This is a genomic window from Heyndrickxia sp. NPDC080065, assembly GCF_050281185.1.
GTDB lineage: Bacteria > Bacillota > Bacilli > Bacillales > Bacillaceae_C > Heyndrickxia.
Map to the genome: position 1 here is coordinate 140,029 of NZ_JBNNWS010000007.1, position 20,985 is coordinate 161,013.

20 protein-coding genes are annotated in these 20,985 nt (G+C 35.7%); 12 read left to right on the plus strand and 8 right to left on the minus strand.

Annotated elements, in window-relative coordinates; all coding sequences use genetic code 11:
- The first annotated feature begins 288 nt into the window (after nt 1-288).
- On the plus strand, nt 289-1,860 hold the full coding sequence (locus tag ACQKP0_RS10030) for a bifunctional metallophosphatase/5'-nucleotidase (RefSeq protein WP_427405695.1): 1,572 nt from the start codon (nt 289-291) through the stop codon (nt 1,858-1,860).
- A gap of 472 nt (nt 1,861-2,332) precedes the next feature.
- On the opposite strand, the gene ACQKP0_RS10035 is transcribed toward ACQKP0_RS10030, so the two are convergent.
- Nucleotides 2,333-2,746 carry a hypothetical protein gene (locus ACQKP0_RS10035; RefSeq protein WP_427405696.1) on the minus strand — a complete coding sequence of 138 codons (414 nt, stop codon included), beginning with the start codon at nt 2,744-2,746 and terminating at the stop codon, nt 2,333-2,335.
- Nucleotides 2,747-2,944: 198 nt separating this feature from the next.
- Here ACQKP0_RS10035 and ACQKP0_RS10040 point away from each other — a divergent pair, with 198 nt between their 5' ends.
- Nucleotides 2,945-4,327, plus strand: a complete 1,383-nt coding sequence (locus ACQKP0_RS10040) for an L-cystine transporter (protein WP_427405697.1) — start codon at nt 2,945-2,947, stop codon at nt 4,325-4,327.
- 98 nt (nt 4,328-4,425) lie between these two features.
- Here ACQKP0_RS10040 and ACQKP0_RS10045 read toward each other — a convergent pair whose 3' ends face one another.
- Together ACQKP0_RS10045 and ACQKP0_RS10050 are read right to left on the minus strand one after the other, a co-directional pair.
- The gene (locus ACQKP0_RS10045) at nt 4,426-5,940 is read right to left on the minus strand and encodes an acetyl-CoA hydrolase/transferase family protein (RefSeq protein WP_427405698.1); all 1,515 of its coding nucleotides are present in this window, start codon (nt 5,938-5,940) and stop codon (nt 4,426-4,428) included.
- A gap of 303 nt (nt 5,941-6,243) precedes the next feature.
- The gene (locus ACQKP0_RS10050) at nt 6,244-6,894 is read right to left on the minus strand and encodes a LytTR family DNA-binding domain-containing protein (RefSeq protein WP_427405699.1); all 651 of its coding nucleotides are present in this window, start codon (nt 6,892-6,894) and stop codon (nt 6,244-6,246) included.
- A 145-nt stretch (nt 6,895-7,039) separates the two neighbouring features.
- Between ACQKP0_RS10050 and ACQKP0_RS10055 the strand changes: the two genes are divergently transcribed.
- Complete coding sequence (locus ACQKP0_RS10055) at nt 7,040-7,558, plus strand: N-acetyltransferase family protein (protein WP_427405700.1); 519 nt, start codon at nt 7,040-7,042, stop codon at nt 7,556-7,558.
- A 119-nt stretch (nt 7,559-7,677) separates the two neighbouring features.
- The gene (locus tag ACQKP0_RS10060) at nt 7,678-7,866 is read left to right on the plus strand and encodes an SE1832 family protein (protein ID WP_427405701.1); all 189 of its coding nucleotides are present in this window, start codon (nt 7,678-7,680) and stop codon (nt 7,864-7,866) included.
- Between the two features lie 51 nt (nt 7,867-7,917).
- On the opposite strand, the gene ACQKP0_RS10065 is transcribed toward ACQKP0_RS10060, so the two are convergent.
- Entirely contained in the window at nt 7,918-8,772 is an 855-nt protein-coding gene (locus ACQKP0_RS10065; RefSeq protein WP_427405702.1) for an alpha/beta hydrolase, read from the minus strand.
- A gap of 249 nt (nt 8,773-9,021) precedes the next feature.
- Here ACQKP0_RS10065 and ACQKP0_RS10070 point away from each other — a divergent pair, with 249 nt between their 5' ends.
- On the plus strand, nt 9,022-10,131 hold the full coding sequence (locus ACQKP0_RS10070; RefSeq protein ID WP_427405703.1) for a PRK06851 family protein: 1,110 nt from the start codon (nt 9,022-9,024) through the stop codon (nt 10,129-10,131).
- Between the two features lie 110 nt (nt 10,132-10,241).
- Nucleotides 10,242-11,399: a MalY/PatB family protein gene (locus ACQKP0_RS10075; protein WP_427405704.1), complete on the plus strand. Its 1,158-nt coding sequence runs from the start codon at nt 10,242-10,244 to the stop codon at nt 11,397-11,399.
- 64 nt (nt 11,400-11,463) lie between these two features.
- On the opposite strand, the gene ACQKP0_RS10080 is transcribed toward ACQKP0_RS10075, so the two are convergent.
- The 4 genes from ACQKP0_RS10080 to ACQKP0_RS10095 all read right to left on the minus strand — a co-directional run bounded on the left by ACQKP0_RS10080 (nt 11,464) and on the right by ACQKP0_RS10095 (nt 14,939).
- On the minus strand, nt 11,464-12,786 hold the full coding sequence (locus ACQKP0_RS10080; protein ID WP_427405705.1) for a 6-phospho-beta-glucosidase: 1,323 nt from the start codon (nt 12,784-12,786) through the stop codon (nt 11,464-11,466).
- A 142-nt stretch (nt 12,787-12,928) separates the two neighbouring features.
- Nucleotides 12,929-13,228, minus strand: a complete 300-nt coding sequence (locus ACQKP0_RS10085) for a hypothetical protein (protein ID WP_427405706.1) — start codon at nt 13,226-13,228, stop codon at nt 12,929-12,931.
- Nucleotides 13,229-13,324: 96 nt separating this feature from the next.
- Nucleotides 13,325-14,602 carry a PTS sugar transporter subunit IIC gene (locus ACQKP0_RS10090; RefSeq protein ID WP_427405707.1) on the minus strand — a complete coding sequence of 426 codons (1,278 nt, stop codon included), beginning with the start codon at nt 14,600-14,602 and terminating at the stop codon, nt 13,325-13,327.
- A gap of 25 nt (nt 14,603-14,627) precedes the next feature.
- Complete coding sequence (locus ACQKP0_RS10095) at nt 14,628-14,939, minus strand: PTS sugar transporter subunit IIB (RefSeq protein ID WP_427405708.1); 312 nt, start codon at nt 14,937-14,939, stop codon at nt 14,628-14,630.
- Nucleotides 14,940-15,200: 261 nt separating this feature from the next.
- Between ACQKP0_RS10095 and ACQKP0_RS10100 the strand changes: the two genes are divergently transcribed.
- From ACQKP0_RS10100 to ACQKP0_RS10125, 6 genes are all read left to right on the plus strand, one after another.
- A complete protein-coding gene (locus tag ACQKP0_RS10100; protein ID WP_427405709.1) occupies nt 15,201-15,530 on the plus strand; it encodes a PTS lactose/cellobiose transporter subunit IIA in 330 nt (109 codons plus the stop codon).
- Nucleotides 15,531-15,545: 15 nt separating this feature from the next.
- Nucleotides 15,546-16,637: a DUF871 domain-containing protein gene (locus ACQKP0_RS10105; RefSeq protein WP_427405710.1), complete on the plus strand. Its 1,092-nt coding sequence runs from the start codon at nt 15,546-15,548 to the stop codon at nt 16,635-16,637.
- Between the two features lie 11 nt (nt 16,638-16,648).
- A complete protein-coding gene (locus ACQKP0_RS10110; protein ID WP_427405711.1) occupies nt 16,649-17,548 on the plus strand; it encodes a BadF/BadG/BcrA/BcrD ATPase family protein in 900 nt (299 codons plus the stop codon).
- Nucleotides 17,549-17,572: 24 nt separating this feature from the next.
- On the plus strand, nt 17,573-18,760 hold the full coding sequence (gene anmK / locus ACQKP0_RS10115) for an anhydro-N-acetylmuramic acid kinase AnmK (protein WP_427405712.1): 1,188 nt from the start codon (nt 17,573-17,575) through the stop codon (nt 18,758-18,760).
- On the plus strand, nt 18,757-19,665 hold the full coding sequence (murQ, locus tag ACQKP0_RS10120; protein ID WP_427405713.1) for an N-acetylmuramic acid 6-phosphate etherase: 909 nt from the start codon (nt 18,757-18,759) through the stop codon (nt 19,663-19,665). The genes anmK and murQ overlap by 4 nt, the downstream gene beginning before the upstream one ends.
- Nucleotides 19,666-20,004: 339 nt before the next feature.
- Nucleotides 20,005-20,967, plus strand: a complete 963-nt coding sequence (locus tag ACQKP0_RS10125) for a GNAT family N-acetyltransferase (RefSeq protein WP_427405714.1) — start codon at nt 20,005-20,007, stop codon at nt 20,965-20,967.
- Nucleotides 20,968-20,985 lie beyond the last annotated feature (18 nt).

Sequence of the window (20,985 nt, forward strand, 5' to 3'; positions counted from 1 at the left end):
TATTTTTTTAATATACCGATTTATTTAATAATTAATAATTTTATAATGAAAATATATAGTAGTGAGATGTAAAATTTTTAGTTTATAATAAAAAGTAGAAAAAAGTTATAGAGCGTGTTCAAAAAGGAGGACAAAAAGAGCCGAGAAGTTCAAGGAAGCGAAGTATGCGAGCACCGGAGCGTATGCTTTTAATACGTGAGGAGCGGAGCAGCAAGCTGACGAAGAAATTCGACAGCTATTTTTCCCGGACTTTTTGAACTACCTCTTATATGGAAGGATTTATAAATAATGAAAAAAATGGATCTAACTATTCTTGAAACTAGTGATGTACATGGAAGTATTTTTCCGATAAATTATGGGACAAATAAAGAAGCTGATGTGGGATTAGGAAAAATCGCATCGTTGATAAAAAAGGAACGTGAGAATAATGAACATGTTCTCCTTATCGATAATGGAGATTTAATTCAAGGTACTCCATTAACATACCATTATGCACGAATCAATCATGATCGCCCTAATCCGATGATCTTATTAGCAAATGAGTTGAAATATGATGCTGCTGTTTTTGGTAACCATGAATTCAATTATGGAAAGGAAATATTAGCAGCTGCTATAAAAGAATCTAACTTTCCTTGGTTATCAGCTAATATCGTTAATAAAGAAAATGGGGAGCCTTATTATGGACAGCCTTATTTAATTAAGAAAGTAAATGGAGTAAAGGTTGGAATCTTAGGATTAACAACTCCATACATTCCGAACTGGGAACAGCCTGAGAACATTGAAGGAATCGGATTTGAAGATGCTGTTATTGTGGCAAAGAAATGGGTAAAGATTTTACGTGATGAAATGAAAGTGGATGTTGTCATCGTATCTTACCATGGTGGATTTGAACGTGATCTTGAAACAGGCGAACCAACGGAAACTCTAACTGGTGAGAACCAAGGCTATCAAATATGCCATGAGGTTGAAGGAATCGATGTCTTGCTAACAGGTCATCAGCACCGACAAATTGCTGGAAATAAGATTAATGGTGTGATAGTTGTTCAGCCTGGTAACAATGGGATTGCTTTAGGAAAGGTTACATTACAGCTGGAAAATCATGATGGCAAGTGGAAATGCGTAGACAAAACCTCAGAGCTAATTCCTGTTACTGGTGTCCGCGCTGATTCTAATTTATTGGAAAAAGTAACCGGATATGAGCGAGCGACACAAGAATGGCTTGATCAGCCAATTGGTAAAATTGAAGGTGACATGGTTGTTAGCAATCCGATGGACATTCGCATGAAGGATAATGCATTGATCGAATTTATTAACCATGTTCAAATGGAAGTAGCAGGTGTAGAAATTTCGAATACAGCCTTATTTGATAATCAGTCACCAGGGTTAACAGAGCATGTGACGATGAGGGATGTTGTATCGAATTATATTTATCCAAATACGTTAAAGGTGATCCGTATCACCGGTAAAGATATGAAGGAAGGTCTCGAAAGATCAGCTTCATACTTTAAGCAATATGATGGCGGGGAAGTTGAGGTAAACCCTTCCTTCACGACACCAAAACCGCAGCATTTTAACTATGATATGTGGGAAGGAATCGAGTATGTAATCGATATTAGAAAACCAGTTGGCGAACGGGTTGTGAAGCTTGAATATAAAGGGACACCTATTGATCCAAATGGCGAGTACGATGTCGTCATGAATAACTACCGTGCGGGTGGTGGCGGTGAGTACTTTATGTATCAGGACAAGCCTGTTATTAAAGACATTCCTACTGATGTATCTGAGCTTATTGCGAACTATATATTAGAGAAAAAAGTCGTAAAAGCTACTGTTAATGAAAATTGGAAGGTTATATATTAAGACCATTCAGTGAATGTTAAAAAAAAGCTGTTTTCGCATAAATTGTTGCTTTTCGTATATAGCTCCAATCCTTAAATAAATATGCATCGTGCTCTTTTCATCATCCCATACTCATTATGAAAGTAGTAAATAACCGTAAAAATCCTACCAGATATTTACTACGTAAAATCTCTACCGATTTTTACTTTGTTGCAGAAAGCAACAATGTTTCAGAAAAGAGCCTAAAAAAACGAGAATGACCCGAAAGCAAATGTATGGGTCACTCTCGTTTTATTTTTTAGGAAATTATAAAATATTCGCATTGAGTATAACTTTCTGAAGAGCGAGGTTTACGTCTAGCTCCAGCGCCTATCGGCTAGCGGATTTCTCCGTCTTTTCCCTACGATAAGTCAACATCGACTCGTCCCTCGCCGTGTCTCCTATATCTCAGTCGAAGACTACGAAATCCGTGCAGCGCTTGCGCTTTTGTTCTTTATGCGCCTGTAATCATTATAAACATACTAACTATAGCAATAATTGGGAAGGTCATCATTAAAGTAAATCCTATAAAAGTAAATGTATTGATCATTCCTTTCGCTTCTTCCGTTACATCCACTTTCGACTGTAAAAATACAAACAATAGCCCAAGCAGAGCTGATAGAATGGTTATAATACCAGGTAGCAGCAGCTCGTTTATATTCGATACTGGAGTTAAATTCATAAAACCAAATATAACTAATATGATCGGAATAACTTCAATGATTGCGATACCTATAAAAAACTTAGATTGAATAGACTCTCGATTAGCTGGGTTTTCTTTTAATTTGTCCATATGAATTTTAAAATTTATCGCAATACCAATAACTGCAATAATAACAGCAAACATAAAATAATAAACCGAACTCATATAGCATATCCTCCTTTTCCTTTTAATTTATTTACGATTATAAAAGCATTCAGTTTCATTTAAATCTTTTGTAATAAATGTGGTATTTGAGCATATACTAGAAAACTAGTATTATATTAATTCATACTTGACTGATTGGATTAATTATAATATAGTTTTGCTTGCATTCATTTTTTACTTGAATAAAGGAGGATTAAAGTGAATACTTTGCTGATTATTATAAATATTGTTGTATTACTACTTTTGAGTATCGGTCTTTTCATTATGCAGAAAAAGCATGTATCATTTTCAAAGCGTGTATTTGCTGGTTTAGGACTCGGTATTGTCTTTGGTTTTTTCATTCATCTTATTTACGGAACAACGTCCGAAGTAACGATTAATACGATAGATTGGTTCAATATTTTGGGCAATGGATATGTAAAACTATTACAAATGGTTGTTATGCCACTTGTATTTATTTCAATCGTTGGAGCTTTTACAAAATTAAAGTTGACTAAAAATCTAGGGAAAATTAGTTTTTTAGTGATTGGAATTTTGTTAGGAACCACTGCTGTTGCAGCAGCGATTGGTATCGGTTCTGCATTAAGCTTTAACCTAGATGGGATTAAATTAAACCAAGGGGAAGCAGAAGCGGCGCGAAATGCGTTATTACAGGAAAAAGTAACGGGTGTGAAGGATATGACCATTCCACAGCAAATCCTTGAGCTATTTCCAAGTAACCCATTTCAGGATTTAACAGGGGCTCGTCCAACTTCTACAATTGCCGTAGTTATATTTGCAGCATTTGTGGGGATGGCCTACCTAGGTGTAAGGCGTAAAGATCCTGAGCATGGAGAATTTTTTGCTAAAATAATTGACACTCTCTATATGATTACAATGAGGATTGTTACACTTATCCTTCGATTGACCCCATATGGAGTGCTTGCATTAATTACAAAGGTAATGGCTACTAGTGATTATGCAGCTATTGCAAAGTTAGGTAAATTCGTTATTGCCTCTTATGTCGCATTAATAATTATGTTTATCGTTCACTTAGTATTAATATCGTTAGCAAAACTTAGTCCATTAAAGTATGTGAAAAAAGCTTTACCTACGTTAACGTTTGCTTTTACTTCACGCTCAAGTGCAGGGACATTGCCATTAAATATAAAGACTCAAACAAAAGATTATGGTGTATCCGATGGGATTGCCAATTTTGCAGCTTCCTTTGGTCTATCCATCGGGCAAAACGGTTGTGCGGGCATTTACCCAGCGATGCTGGCGGTTATGGTTGCCCCATCTGCAGGTATTAATCCAACGGACCCGTCATTTATTATTACACTAATTCTTGTAGTAGCTATTAGCTCCTTTGGTGTCGCAGGCGTCGGCGGTGGCGCTACCTTTGCAGCACTAATCGTTTTATCTGTGATGAACCTTCCGATAGCTATTGTTGGTCTACTGATCTCAGTTGAGCCTTTAATTGATATGGGACGTACTGCACTTAACGTCAGCGGCAGTATGACAGCAGGAGTGTTGACAGGTAAAATAACTGGAGAATTAGATAAAGAAGTATATCAACAGCCTAAAGCAATTGAAGCATAGTAGAGAAAGAAAAATAAGAAAGCCGTCCTATTTCCACATAGAAAAGGGGCGGCTTTTTATTTGGATAGAAATTTGTTTTATATTTTTGTGAAAAGGGATTAGATTTGTTCTACTAGCTGACGCATCGTTCCATTTTTTTCATAATTGATATGCCAAGAAAAAGCTTTTTCAAGTATATGTGGTGTTTGTCCACCTCTTAGCTTTGCTTCTTCAAAGTATTCACGAAGCTGAGCTCGATAGGATGGGTGCACACAATTTTCGATAATAAGCGGAACACGTTCAATGGGTGCTAGTCCGCGTAAATCTGCATATCCTTGTTCGGTCACAATGACATCTACATCGTGTTCTGTGTGGTCAACATGTGAGACGAAAGGAACAATGCTAGAGATGTCACCATTTTTTGCGATAGATTTCGTTACAAAAATGGCTAAACGTGCATTTCGAGCAAAGTCACCTGAGCCTCCGATGCCGTTCATCATATGTGTGCCGCGAACATGTGTAGAGTTCACATTACCATATATATCAACTTCTAAAGCAGTATTTATCGAAATTAAACCTAAGCGCCGGATAATTTCTGGATGGTTTGAAATCTCCTGTGGACGAAGAACAAGTCGTTCCCTGTATTTATCAAGTTCTGTGAAAACTTGCTTCATTTTCTCATCGGATAATGTAATCGAACAGCAAGAAGCAAAGCGTACCTTGCCAGCATCAATTAATTCAAAGACAGCATCCTGTAATACCTCTGAATATACTTCTAAGTCAGTAAACTCTGATTCTAGCAGTCCATGGAGCACAGCATTTGCTACTGATCCAATTCCAGATTGTAAAGGTGCTAGCTGATTGGTTAATCTCCCAGCTTCCACTTCTGTTCTTAAAAAGCTAATTAAGTGTTTTGCCATGATTTGTGTTTCTTCATCTGGCGGAACAATTAAAGACGCTGAGTCCAATTGATGAGTGAATACAATTCCAGCGATTTTATCACTTTCAACTGGAATACCTAAACTGCCAATTCGATCATCAACTTTTTTTAATAGAATAGGGTCGCGTTCCCCTTGTTTACCAGCTTCGTAAACATCATGAAGCCCTTCTAATCCTTGAGGCTGAGCCGTGTTAATTTCAACAATAACCTGTTTTGCCTTTTCTACGAAAATAGAAGAGTTGCCGACAGAGGTTGTTGGGATAATCATGCCATCTTCAGTAATTGAAATCGCTTCCACGATTGCAAAATCAACAGGGTTTAAAACATCTGCCCGAATAGACTCTGCCATATGAGATAGATGCTGATCAACAAATAACACTTCGCCTTGGTTGATATTTTTTCGCATCGTTTTATCTACTTGAAATGGCATTCTTTTATGAACCATACCGGCTTCTGCCATTAATTTATCTATATCAGATCCTAAAGAGGCTCCTGTGAAAACATTAACCTTTAATTGTTCATATTTTGCTCGTTCTACAAGTGCAATAGGTATCGCTTTCGCATCTCCCGCTCTTGTAAATCCGCTTAAGCCTAATGTCATACCATCTTTTATCCATGAAGCTGCTTCTTTAGCAGTTACAATTCGATCCGTTAAACGAGGGTCTCTAATATATTTTGAAGTATTAATTTCCATATTTTTATCACCCCTTGTTTCTTTTCAAATATTCTATCAATAAATGAATGGTAATTCACTGGTTTTGGGATGAAAAGGCTTTAATGGTGTATTAAGCAGAAAAATAAATACGTAAAGGAGAGAGTTTTGTAATGGTGGTACGATAGCTTGGGAAATGAAAGGTGACCAAGCAATTTTGAAAGAACGAAAAACGATGGAGAATAAGGTACATCATACGTAAAAAAGCCAAGCATGTACTTCAAAGACACCAAGCGTGCGATTACTCTTAAGATAAAAAAAGCAACTTGCATAATTTGCAAGTTGCTAAAAACAAAGTATTCTTCGAAACTGGCTGGCATAGGTCTGACTTACAGGGATTTTAGTGCCATCTTTCATGATTAATAAAAAGGTTGAATGTGAATCTGGATGAATTTCAGCAATAAAATTAATATTAATAATGTAAGAACGATGGCATCTTAAAAATAAATCATTTGGTAAATAAAACTCAAGTTCTGTTAAATTGAATTTATGTGTGCCAATCAATGATTCAGTATGAACATTCGTTTTTCTGCTCTGGGCTTCTAAATACATAATTTCTTTAAATGGTACTGGCAGCCAACGATCATTTGATTTCACCGTAAGGAATGAAGTGGGGAATGCCAGTGGTTTCCTTGGAAGGATAGCGGTTACGCAACCGCTTACGTTTCCTTCGTTTAATATCGGAACGGACATGCCAAAATAAGAAGTTCCTAATACATTTTTATCAATATAATCAGCAATTTTCCGCTGGATTGTTAAGGCTTTATAGGTTGCTGTACCTTCTTTAATTTGATCACCGGGTTTTATCTTTAAATCTATTTGTTTACTAGGTTGATAGTATATATATTTTTTATTATTTGTTACTGCAATAGAAGTATCCTTAGGTACTATATCTTGTATAACTTCCATTATGGATGAAACAGTACGTTGATCCATGCTGGTTTTTCACCTTCCTATGATATTGGAAATAAAAAAATTGCCCATTAAATGGTAGAATCATGTTAATAACAAAACTCATCCATGAAAGCGCATAACATATATTTCTATTATAACATACTAACAAAGGAGTGGAAATGAAACTATGAGAATAAGAGTTGGAACAATCCAGGATATTGAAGGACTAGCGAAAGTCCATTATGAGAGCTGGCTAACTACATACAAAGGGATTTTTTCAGATGAAACGTTTAAGAATCGTACATATGAAAGAGTACTAGAAAACTGGCGACCTCGATTAGATAATCCCAATTCCGATTATCAGTGCTTACTAGCAGAAACGGATGGGGATGAAGTATTTGCGTTTGCAGAATGCGGGATAGAGAGAACAAAAAAATATGGAATTGACAGTGAGCTTTATACGATTTATATGCTAAAGGAGTACCAAAAAAATGGAGTAGGTAAATTATTATTCAATCAAGTCATAGAATTCCTTAAAGAAAGGAATTTTCAGTCCTTATTAGTGTGGGTGTTGAAAGATAATCAAAATGCACGAAAATTTTATGAAAAGCTGGGTGGATCACTAATTGCTGAACAGCCGCTTGGAGATAGCGGTATATTAGAAGTTGCCTACGCATGGGAAAATATTCATAAAATAAATGGTTAACAACTTATGAATAAATTATGGTACGGTAATAGTAAATATGGCTGCTTCATGCACCACAAGTAATTTTATCAACAATAAACCATTCATAAAGCCAATAGAAAAGTCAGAGGTGTTTTTTCATGAATCGAAATGAAATTGAATATAAAATCCAAGATTTAAAGGCGGATTATATACGTCTTCAGCATGACTTAGAAAAGCTTGAGTTCGTAAAGGGAAATTTATCCCCATTAGAAAAACAACTAGACGAAATTGAGAAAGAGCTAAAAGTTTTAAATGATCAATTAGAAAAATTAGATGAAGAGAATTAATAAATTTTTTGGGGCAGTCTGAAAAGCAAAGTGTCAGACAGCCCCTATCTCTTACTTTTCAATCCCCCACAAAAATTCACCAATGTAGCGATCAACGGTTTGATGCTCATGCAATCCACTATGAGTGGTATTTTTATCTTTAACAATCCGTTCTTGGAATTGTTTGGAGGGCACTATTTCTTTAATGGCAAGAGCGCTTGACTGTGACACAACCCCATCCCCTACTTTAGGGTTTAATGTAACTCCTGCTATTGCTAAGACACTAATGTTAGGATTGAATTCCTTTTTACGATCAAATAACGTTTTTAATGCAGTCGAGTTTGGTTTAAAATCCTTTAAAGCAGGGCCGGTATTACGAGGATTAGTAAAATAAGATTTCTTTTCGATTCCTTTAAATGGGCTTCCGATCGTGATCAGTTTTTTTACTTCGGGATAGTTCTTTTGACTATATGTTTGTTCAAGGTAATTTGTTAGTACCAGTCCTCCCATGGAATGACCAACAGCATACATATTATTTATATGGTATTTATTTTTCAATATCTTCATTACTTCTTTTAGCTGGTTGGTTGTATCTTGAATTCTGGCACGATTATTTTCAAAAATCACTTGGACAAAAGGATGCTTTTGATTAGCTGGAATCCCGCCAGGCACTAGAATTTGCCCATTACGACTAACCCTGCAGATCATTGTTTTTCTTCCCCAGTAATAATCATTTTCAAATCGGTTTAACATATTATTAAAAGAATGAAGATTTCCTTTGTATCCATGTACAAAAATGGTTGGAATGGCATCCTTTTTTGAAAATGAGTTTTTATTTGAACTAGTATGGTGCAGGAATTGAAATGACAAACCAATAACCAGTATTGATAAGACAATCATCCGTACGAATTTATGTTTAAAAGTCATTTATTCATTAACCCCTTTATAAAATTATGGTAGAAAGATGGCTGTATCTAATGAACTAGCTTCACTGAATATGTAAAGTTTTCCCTTGATTGTATTTTTTATTAAGGCTCTTTTCTATTAATAACATTTGTGAACCTATTTCGATGAGATGCATAGGCTAATGTGTAGATAAAATGAGGGGGCTGTTTTCGGTTAAAAGTTTACGAAAAGATCCATAGATAAAAACCCACTGTAAAAGGAGTGTTTTACTTGGCAGGAAAAGTATTGAATTATTATGCAGGAGGAAATACTGGCAGGGGATTTTACAGTTTATTTGAATCAAATGTAAAGGGGTTAGACCGTCTTTTTATCCTTAAAGGTGGACCCGGAACCGGAAAATCAAGTTTGATGAAAAGACTTGCAGATGAGTGGGGTACGAAAGGATATGATTTGGAAATCATTCATTGCTCGTCCGATAATGATTCGATTGATGGAGTGATGATTCCAAAATTAAAATTTGGTATGGTAGATGGAACCGCTCCACATATTATTGAACCAACTGCACCGGGTGCTATCGAAGAATATGTTAATTTAGGTTTAGCCTGGGATAGTAAAAAACTAATACGAGAGAAAGAAAACATCGTCGCACTTCATACTGAAATAAAAAATGCTTTTCAGTTAGCCTATGTTACGTTTGCAAAGGGTCTTCAAGAGCATGATGAATTAGAGGAAATATATTTTAAAGAAATGAACTTTGCAAAGGCAAATCATCTTACAAAGGAATTAATCCAACAATTATTTGAAGATAATAGACTTTCTAAAGCGGCAGATGTCCGCCACCGTTTTCTAGGTGCGGCTACGCCACAAGGAGCAGTTGATTATATACCGAATATAACGGAAGGGTTAAAAAAGCGGTATTTTCTAAAAGGCCGTGCAGGAACAGGAAAGTCCACATTACTGAAAAAATTAGCAGCAGCTGCAGATGAAAGAGGCTTTGATACCGAGATCTATCATTGTGGTTTCGATCCAAATAGTATTGATATGATCGTAGTAAGAGAATTAAGCTTTGCCATTTTCGATAGTACAGATCCACATGAATATTTTCCTGATAGAGATGGAGATGAAATTATCGATCTTTATTTAGCAGCTGTTACTCCGGGTACCGATGAAAAATACGCAATTGAAATAAATGAAGTTCATAAACGGTATAAAGATAAAATGAAAGAAGGAACCGTTTGTTTAGCAAAAGCTAAATCTTTACATGATGAATTAGAAAAATATTATATAAAGGCTATGGATTTTTCCATTATAGACAGAATATATGAAGAGATTAATGAAGAAATCATTCGATTAGAAAATAATCTTGCTCCATTAATTTAGGACTTTCCTTAGTGAAGGCCCTTTTTTGATTGTTCATAAAAGAGGTGTTTAAATTCTCCAAATTATATTAAAGTAATAATTAAGATTCTTAATTATAGGAGGACTCATGGATGAATTGGAATGACTGTATAGAACGAACACATACTCATTCAGTAAAATGGTCGGCTGCACCAGATGAAATAATTCCGATGTGTATCGCAGATATGGACTTTCAAGTGGCACCGGAAATCTTGGAGGCAATGAAGAAAAAAGCTGAGCACGGTATATATGGATATACGACTTTTTGTGACCGTTATTATCGTTCGATTATTGGATGGTGGAAAAGAAGATTCGATATGGATATCGATAAAGAATGGATTTCCTTCAGTCCTGGGATTATTCCTGGTATTAATCTTTTGCTTCAGCTGCTAACAAAACCTGGAGATCATGTAATCGTTCAAGAGCCAGTTTATTACCCTTTTTATAGTACTATCGATAATCATCAATGTAACATTGTTCAAAATTCATTAATTTATAAAAATGGTACATATGAGATGGATTTTTCCGATTTAGAGAAAAAAGCGAGTGATCCGAAAGCAAAAGTGATGATTCTGTGCAGTCCGCATAATCCTGTTGGAAGGGTTTGGACAGAAGATGAATTATCAAGAGTAGCTGAAATCTGTTTAAAGCATGATGTGTGGATCATTTCTGATGAAATGCACGGAGATCTTGTTTACAAGGGAAATCGTCATTATCCATTGTTCAGCGTTCATCCTGAAATAAAAAATCGAGCCATATTATGTGCAGCACCAAGTAAAACATTTAATGTAGCGGGGTTACAAACTTCCATTATTATGATTCCAAACAAAGAGCTGCGAGAGAAGTATCAGCAAAAGCTTTTTCAATATGGATTAATGAGACCAAATGCCTTTGGTGTTGAAGGAACGATTGCTGCTTATGAATCGAGTGAATATTGGCTTGAGGAATTGCTTGTCTATCTAGAAGATAACCTACAATATGTTCTGGACTATTTCCAAACCCATATTCCTGAAATCATCCCGATCCAGCCTGAAGCTACCCATCTCATTTGGCTAGACTGCAGCAAACTAGGAATGTCCGGAGAACAATTATTTCAATACTTTTTAAAGGAAGCAAAAATCAAATTTGATGAAGGTTATAAGTTTGGGGATAGTGGACAAGCCTTTTTGCGCATGAATATTGCCTGTCCGAGGGAGAGGTTGGAGATTGCGGTGAAGAGGATACAGGGGTGTGTAATTAAAGTTAAATAGTTAATAAATGATTTCATTTGAAAAGGAGCATCTTCCATATACTAAGAAGATACTCCTTTTTATGTTATTTTTTTAAGAACAGAGGCAGGTATTCTTTATGTGCTTCTAATAGTTCATCCAGGACGACTTTTGCTAGTTTGTCACTTGGAACAAGTGGGTTTATTGTCATTGCCAAAAGTGCCTTATCATAGGAACGAGTAACAGCAGCTTCTGCAGCTACTCGTTCAAATGATTTAATTTGTTGAACTAAACCGTTCACTGAAGTCGGTAACTCTCCAACAGCTAAAGGAATGGGGCCATTTTTTGTAACGATACAATTGATTTCTACAGCAGATTCATTTGGAAGATCAGAAATAGCACCATTATTTTTAACGTTCAGTGTTTGAATATCACGTTTGTCATTGTAGATGGATGCAATTAAATTACATGCAGCATCACTGTAGTAGGCCCCACCTCTTTTTTCAAGTTGCGGAGGTTTAATGTTAAGATTAGGATCTTTATATAGTTCGAATAATTCTCCTTCAAGTCTTTTAACAACTTCTGCACGAGTTGAACTTTTTTTAAACGAAACGAGCTCCTCTTCTAAAATTTCCTTTGTTTTATAATAATAGCGGTGGTATGGACAAGGGATTAGTCTTAATGATTGAAGGAACGAAGGATCCCATGGAAGCGGTGCGATATTTTGCATAGAAATTTGTTTTTCGGGGTCTCCCATAATGGTTAGTACCTCGTCCAGAACAGATTTACCATCAAGATAGACATCAATACCGTAAAGAAGATGATTTAATCCTGCGAATTCAATATAAACTCGTTCAGTCTCTACATTTAATAGTTTGGCTATTGTCATCCGCATATTAACTGGAAGGTTGCATACTCCGATGACTTTATCATGCGCTCCATAGCGTAGCAATGCCTCGGTTACCATTCCAGCTGGATTTGTAAAGTTTATTAGCCATGCATGAGGACAAAGCTCCTGCATCTCTTCCGCAATTTCTAATAATACTGGGATCGTACGTAGACCTTTGAATAACCCGCCTGCACCATTGGTTTCCTGACCGATGATTCCATGCTGCAGTGGGATTCTTTCATCCTTCATTCGGGCATCCAACAGTCCAACTCTCATTTGAGTAGTAACAAAATCTGCATCCTTTAATGCTGCTTTGCGATCCAATGTTAAATGGATTTCCATAGGAACTCCAGCTTTTTCGACCATACGTCTAGCAAGATTTCCAACAATATTTAATTTCTCTTGGCCTTCTTCAATATCAACAAGCCAGAGCTCTTTAATCGGGAGTTCATCATATCTCTTAATAAATCCTTCCACTAATTCAGGAGTGTAGCTTGAGCCTCCTCCAATCGTTGCAATTTTTATTCCTTGATTTGACATTTTGAAATCCTCCAATTCTATTAAATAGGCTTTGTGAAGGTTCTTTTTTCATCCTTTGTTTTTTAATCTAACGTAAATAAAAAGGAGAGATGCCTCGAAACCAAACTGTAATTCTATCTTTTCTATAAAGTAGCTTTTATCTTTACGAAAATAGTTTTAGTAAATAGATTAAATAGTAGCTAAATGCGGTACATATTACAAAAGAGAGTAATAATCTATTTAAAATCTTTTTTCGATTTTTTATTTTTTTTTCTATTACTGTTAAAACAATAGTTAAACCGATTGTACCGGAAATACTAGTACTGATAAAAAAGGCTAGTTCTTTTGAAAATCCAAGTAATATTAAAGGCTGAGCAAGTAAAAAATTTACTAATGAAACAAATATTAAAAAAAACATAATGCTTTTAGCAGAGATTCTTTTAAATTCAAAGCTCGAATTCATGAAAAAAGGCCTCCTTATTAAAATAGTAAATGAAGCCAATCTTTAAAAGTTCATATTACAAGAAAGTGGGAATCGATTTGATTCCCACCAAAAGATTTAGCTAGCAATACTTCCATTGTCGGTTTCTTCTAGTTTCTTTTGTTTATTATCATACATTTTAAAGAATGGAAAATAGATAGAAAAAGAAATAGCTATATTTATTAAGACTAGTACAATGGCTCTCCAGTCACCACCAGTGGCAAGGTATGCACCTATAGGAGCAGGCAATGTCCAAGGTGGCATAATATAAGTTGGGCTAACTAAGCCTGTAGTTGTTGCAATGTAAGATAATGTTCCTGTTACTAAAGGTGTAATAATAAATGGAATAATCAAAATTGGATTCAATACAATTGGTGCACCAAAGATAACCGGTTCATTAATATTAAAGATGGATGGAATAATAGAAGTTCTTCCAAGTGCTTTGGAATATTTCGAACGTGAGAAAAATACCATCGCTAATACTAGTCCTAAAGTTGCTCCTGATCCTCCAATCCAAATGAACCATTGATAAAAAGTTTCAGGTGCAATATGTGGAATGACTTCACCAGCAGCGGCTGCCTCCGAGTTTTTACCGATATAAACTTCCCAAAGGGGACGTGCTATCGTTCCTACGATTGAAACCCCGTGTATACCGAATGACCAGAAAAAAGTAATTAAAAATACAGGGAGGATAACTCCAAATGGACTATCTCCAGCCTTTACTAGTGGAGCAACGGCTTTACTAACTACACTGTGTAAATCAATACCTAATAATACAGTAAATAGTGAAATAAAAAGAATAACAATGGCTACAGGTATTAATGCCTCAAAAGACCGTGATACGGATGGAGGTACTTGTGGAGGCATTTTAATCGTTATATTTTTTTGTTTACAAAACCTTAGAATTTCAACAGCCACAATGGATGTAACCATTGCAACAAACAAACCCTGTCCTCCCATGTTTGCCATAGGCAGAACAAATCCTAGTCCATCAACAACTTGCGGAACGAGCGTTAGAAGAAAAGCAGCTGTAGCAATTTGTGCTCCAGACAGTGGATCAATATTATAGCTTTTTGCTAGATTGAAACCAATACCGAACGATATATAAAGTGACATAATAAACATCGTTAAGCGATATGGAATAAGAATCTCACCAGCATGTTCAGCAGCCCATTGTGTATATGCCCATTTTTCCGGAAGTGGTGGCATGGCCACAATTAAGAAAAAAGATCCTACAATGATGAAAGGTAATGCGGAAATTACTCCGTCACGAATTGCTTGCAAATGTCGTTGCTCAGATAACTTAGCCATTGGTCCCGATAAGGACTTATCTAGCCAACTAACGAAATTTCCCATGAAATTTCCCCCTTATCTTAGATGGTTATTTTATGTTCATAACTTCTTTAAGCTTTTTTAAAACAATAGGTCCGCCAAGTGGTGAATATCCTTGTGGTGGAATTGCCTCACAAGGAATTCCAACAGCATCAGCTTCTTTTTTCACACTATCAAACCGGTGACGAATTTGAGGGGCAACCATACAAATGTCCCAGCCGTTTTTAATTTCTTGTGCTACTTCCCCAGTACCGATTGCTTGAACTTCCATTTCAATTCCTTCTTTTTCAGCTTCCTTCTTAAGTGCGTTAACTACAATTGCACTAGACATACCACCAGAACATACAAATAATACTTTCATATTATTTCCTCCTATATCATTTATTTGAGTTTTTGAAAGACAAATAAAATTATAAACTAAAAATATAAAGATTGAGGTTTAATGAATTTTGCTATAAAAAAAGCGAAATTCTATTAATCTATTATCGTTTGACCACCTCCGAAAAAAACATTGAATTGTAAGCAGTTTCATTATAAGATAAATACAAGTAGTTGTGAAGTTAAATTTCATTTATTTTTTAACATTTTTAAAATATTATTTCAAATTCGAGGAGTTTGTAAAATGACAACTTTAAATGTGGAAGAATCAATTTTTGCTATTATTGCACACGGTGGGAATGCTAAAAGTCTAGTTTATGAAGGATTAGAAGAAGCACATAAAAGCAATTTTATAAAAGCAGAAGAAATGATTAAACAAGCACACGAAGAGTTAAATTTGGCTCATAATACTCAAACAAAACTGATCCAAGCTGAAATTAACGGGGAGAGTATTGAAAAATCTTTATTAATGATTCATTGTCAGGATCATTTAATGACGGCTATTAGCGAAATCTCATTAATTGAACAAATGATAAAAATGATTAAACGAATTCATGATTTAGAAAACAAATAGGGAGAGTGAGTAGCAGTGGAAAATAAATTAGGTATTTCTATTTACCCAAACCATTCCAAGCTGGAAAAGGATATGGAATATATTTCTTTAGCAAGCAGTTATGGATTTATGCGTATTTTTACCTGCTTACTATCTGTTGACGGCGATAAAGATGCAGTAATCTCTAATTTCAAAAAAACAATCGAACATGCGAATCAGTGTGGAATGGAAGTTATTGCTGATATTAGTCCGCGAGTATTTAAGGAACTGCAAATTTCCTACAATGATCTATCCTTCTTTGCTAATTTAGAAGTTTCAGGAATTAGATTGGATATGGGCTTTACCGGAAATGAAGAAGCGATGATGACTTATAACCCACATCAATTAAAAATTGAGTTAAATATGAGTAATGCGACGAGATATATTGACAATATTATGTCATATCAACCGAATCAAAAGCAGCTTCTAGGCTGTCATAATTTCTATCCACATCGTTATTCTGGACTTTCGTATCCTTTCTTTATTGAATGCAGTAAAAAATTTAAAGAGCTTGGGATTCGAACAGCGGCGTTTGTTTCGTCTCATGATGCCCAATTCGGGCCATGGCCAATTGTTGAAGGACTCCCAACATTAGAGATGCATCGTGATCTTCCTATTGATGTTCAAGCAAAGCATCTTCTTGCTACTGGTCTTATTGATGATGTGATTATTGGAAATGCTTATGCTTCTGAGCAAGAATTAATAAGCTTGTCGCAAATAAATAAAGAAAAATTAACATTTAATGTAACGCTTCATGAGGGTGTTTCTGATTTGGAAAAAACGATTGTTCTTGAAGAACCTCATTTTTACCGTGGAGATGTCTCAGACTACATGATTCGATCAACACAGAGCAGGGTGAAATATCGTGGTGAAGAATTTAAACCGCACCATACTGAAAATATGAAAAAAGGCGATATCGTCATCGAGAATGATTTATACGGTCAATATGCAGGAGAGCTCCAAATTGTCTTAAAGGATATGAAAAACTCAGGAAAAACAAATGTAGTCGGACGAATTCGTGAAGAGGAAATATTCCTTCTAGACTATTTAAAGCCTTGGGGTAAGTTTGCATTCCAAACGGGGAAATAGGAGGTGCGCGTATGAGCTATATTATTGGGATCGATGCAGGTGGTACAAAAACAAAAGGACTCATCTTGACAGATAATAAAGAAATATTATTTGAAGCAGATGCAGGATATGGTAATCCTAATATTGATTTTGAAGGTGCAATAGCAAATATTTCTGAGGTTCTTTCAATATGTTTATCAAGTCCATTTGGATCCCAATGCCATCTAGTAGTTGTTGGTGTTGCCGGAATAGAGGCTGGAAATAATCGTGAAAGAATCCACCAATCTCTGAAACAAGCAGTCAATATCCCTATTATTCTTATAAATGATGCGGTTCTCGCCTATCACTCCATATTTGAATTAGGAGATGGTGTTTTAACGATTGCGGGAACAGGATCGATCTCATATGGGAGAAATGAGGATGCCGAAAAGTATGCAGGTGGCTGGGGGCATTTACTTGGTGATGAAGGAAGTTCTTACGATGTTGCCATACAGGCCTGCAAGCAAATGATCAAGGAAAAGGAGTTTGGGGATCATTATTCTCCGTTGTCCTTAGCGTTTTTTAAAGAATTAAATATTCATGATGCTGAACAACTGAAAGGCTTCATTTACCGTGCAACTAAGGGGGAAATTGCTTCTCTTTCCTATATTGTTTTTCTTCAAGCGGAGGAAGGAAATAAAGAAGCGAAGGATATTTTTGAACGAGCAGGGATTGATTTAGCTAACCAAACGTTAAGGCTAATAAAGAATTTAAAATTAACTTCCCCATTATCCGTAGGGTGTAAAGGAAGCTTATTGGAAAAAAATAAGTATGTTCAAGAAGCTTTCAAGAGTGAATTAAATAAGTACGTGGAATCAATCAATTTTTTAGAATCAAATAATTTACCTGCGACTGGAGCCTATGCAGCTGCGAAATTGTATAAGCCTTTGTAACTCTATTTCTTGGAGGTGAATAAGTTGGAGAAACTTGTTGTTGGTTTAATGTCTGGAACCTCTCTAGATGGCATAGATGCAGCGCTTGTTAAAATAAATGATTTCGGTATAAGGACAAAGGTCGAACTCATACACTTTATCACCTTGCCTTTTTCTGCAGAATTAAAGAAAGATATTTTACAATGTATGGATATACAAATATCAAATGTAGCTTTTTTAACAAGTATGAACTTTAAGCTTGGAAGGCTTTTTGCTGAAGCTGTGAAAAAGGTATGTGCAGAGGCAAATGTTCCGTTGACTCGTATCGATGCAATTGGTTCGCACGGTCAAACGGTCTATCATCTTCCAACTGCATATGGAGATTATGTTAAATCAACTTTACAAATAGGAGAGCCAGCTATTATCGCCTATGAGACAGGTGTAACTGTAGTTTCTAATTTTCGAGCGATGGATATGGCAGCCGGCGGAGAAGGGGCACCGCTAGTTCCTTACACAGATTATTTAATTTATCAAAGCGATACGAAAGGTAGAGCACTACAGAATATTGGCGGGATAGGCAATGTAACGGTTTTACCTAAAGGTGGTACGTTAAATCATTTATATGCATTTGACACAGGTCCAGGAAATATGATTATTGATGAGGTTTGCAGAAAAAGAATAGGTTTGCCTTACGACCCTAATGGAGAATGGGCGTCAAAAGGTAAAGTGCATAAACATATAGTTGATCTTTGGATGCAACAAAAATATTTTCATGTATCCCCACCTAAATCAACAGGTCGAGAATTATTTGGTACACATTTCACTGAAAAAGTACTTAAAGAATATCCTGCTTTATCTAATCAGGACTTAATAGCAACGGTGACATATTTTACTGCGTATTCAATTGCAGACGCATATAAAAAATTTGTTTTTCCTAACGTTCCAATTGATGAAATGATTGTTGGTGGAGGAGGAAGCTATAATCGTACCTTAATCCGCCTGCTTAAGGAACTGATGCCTAATATAGCTATCTATATACAGGAGGATATAGGGTATTCATCTGATGCTAAAGAGGCAATTGCTTTCTCCATTTTGGCAAATGAGACTATCCATCAGCAATATTCAAATGTACCAAGAGCAACAGGATCAAAAGAACAAGTAATCCTTGGATCGATTACCTTGCCTCCTAACGGTGATCCGAATTTTATATATAAAGGAAGGGGACAACTTTGAATCTTCAAAGTATACTTACAGAAAAAAGAAATCCTGATACATTTAACATAGATCAACAATCAAGTGTAGAAATTGTGAGAGCCATTAATACGGAAGATAAGAAGGTAGCTTTCGTTATTGAAAATATTCTTCCGACCATTGCATTAGTAGTTGATAAAATCGTTGAAGGAATGAAAAAAGGTGGAAGATTAATATATATAGGAGCCGGGACAAGCGGGAGATTAGGAATCTTAGATGCCTCTGAATGCCCTCCAACTTATAGTACATCCTCTGATCAAGTATCCGCTATTATAGCAGGTGGTGAAAAAGCACTTCAATTCGCATTAGAAGGTGCTGAGGATAATGAAGAATTAGGTAAACAAGATTTGCTGAGCCATAACCCTGGGCCAAATGATACAATCGTTGGAATTGCTGCGAGTGGAAGAACTCCATATACAATAGCTGCAATGAAGGCTGCAAAGGACAAGGGTGCAACAGTTGCAGCTGTAGTATGTACACCAAAATCATTAATGGAAGAGGTAGCAGACATTACAATGGTCGCAGAAGTAGGGCCAGAAGTGGTAACTGGATCTACAAGAATGAAGGCAGGGACTGCTCAAAAGTTAATATTAAATACTTTAACTACAACAACGATGATTCGGATGGGAAAAGTTTATAGTAATTTAATGGTCGATGTTAAGCCTACTAATCTTAAACTAAGGGAAAGATCCAAGCATATTGTAGCAGAAGCAGCAAGTGTTAGCATTGAACAAGCGGAAGAAGCATTAAAAGAATTCGGTTCAGTTAAACCTGCTATCCTTTCTTTAATAACTGGTGAAAAGGGAGAAAAGGTGACAAATGCTTTAGTGAACAGTAACGGATATTTACGAGAAGCAATTAATGAATTAGTTAACGGGAAAAATTGAGAGACGATATAATTTACTATCGTCTTTTCCTTAGTAACATTTCAATAGAACAGAAGAGCTTATCAATTTAATTTACTAACAATACGAACGCCTTTTTGATAAGGCGTTTTATTTTTGGCTACTTTCGTAAAGAGCCTTTTTATTTCATCAATAAAATTATATTTTAAAACTTTTATAAAAATATTGAAAAATCATAATTATCGATTATAATAGAATTTAACAAAATGGAAGCGTTAACAAGTGATTAGCGATTATTTTTTTATCGGCAATGAAATATAAAAACAAAAATATAATTTTGTTAATGTTATTATATTTTGTTCATTAAGAGGTGAGTGATTAATGATTATCGCAGATTGGCAAGTAAACAGATTAGAAGAATTAGTTAGTTTTTGGAATAAAGAGATTGGGAATCAATACCCGATGAGGGAGGAACTGCTTAAGCAAAATAGTTTTGATGATAAAAATGTTTGTTTATCTGGTTCAGCCATTGCTTTAAATAATGATAATCAGGTGATTGGACTAGTTGTTGCAAAAAAGTGGAATGAAAATGGTCTAAAAGTTGACATGAGCCAAGAGATTGGCTGGATTCAATGCCTTTTAATTGATTCGAACTACAGAAATAAAGGGATAGGGACTGCATTGTTAGAAAAAGCGGAAACAGCATTAGCTGAAGAAGGTGTTAAAAAGGTATTGATTGGAAGAGACCCATGGCACTATTTTCCTGGAATTCCTGGTGAATATAAAACTATAAACCAATGGGTTGAAAAAAGAGGATACATAAATACTGGCAGTGACCATGATTTAATTGCTCATTACAGCCAACAGTTACCGTTTGAAGCCCCCTCTGTAGAAGATGTGGAATTTATGTTGCTTAAGGAATCAGAAAAAGAGGAATTATTATCCTTTCTTCATCGCTGTTTTCCTGGAAGATGGGAATACGAAGCGATTCACTACTTTAAGAAAGGCGGTAAAGGACGGGAATTTGTCGTATTAAAGAAAAATAATAGAATTATAGGATTCTGCCGAGTGAATGATTCCGAATCTCCATTTATCGCTCAAAATGTATATTGGTCTCCTTTACTAAATGGACAATTAGGTGGAATTGGCCCTTTAGGAGTAGATTCAGCTGAAAGGAAAAAGGGATATGGTATTGCGATTGTCGAGGCTGGAATATCTACACTAAGATCTCGAGGAATCAATGATATTGTTATTGATTGGACCGGATTAGTAGATTTCTATGGGAAATTAGGATATACGAAATGGAAAAGCTACTCAAAATATAGTAAAAGCTTGGTGGAGTAAATAGTGAATTCTTTTGCT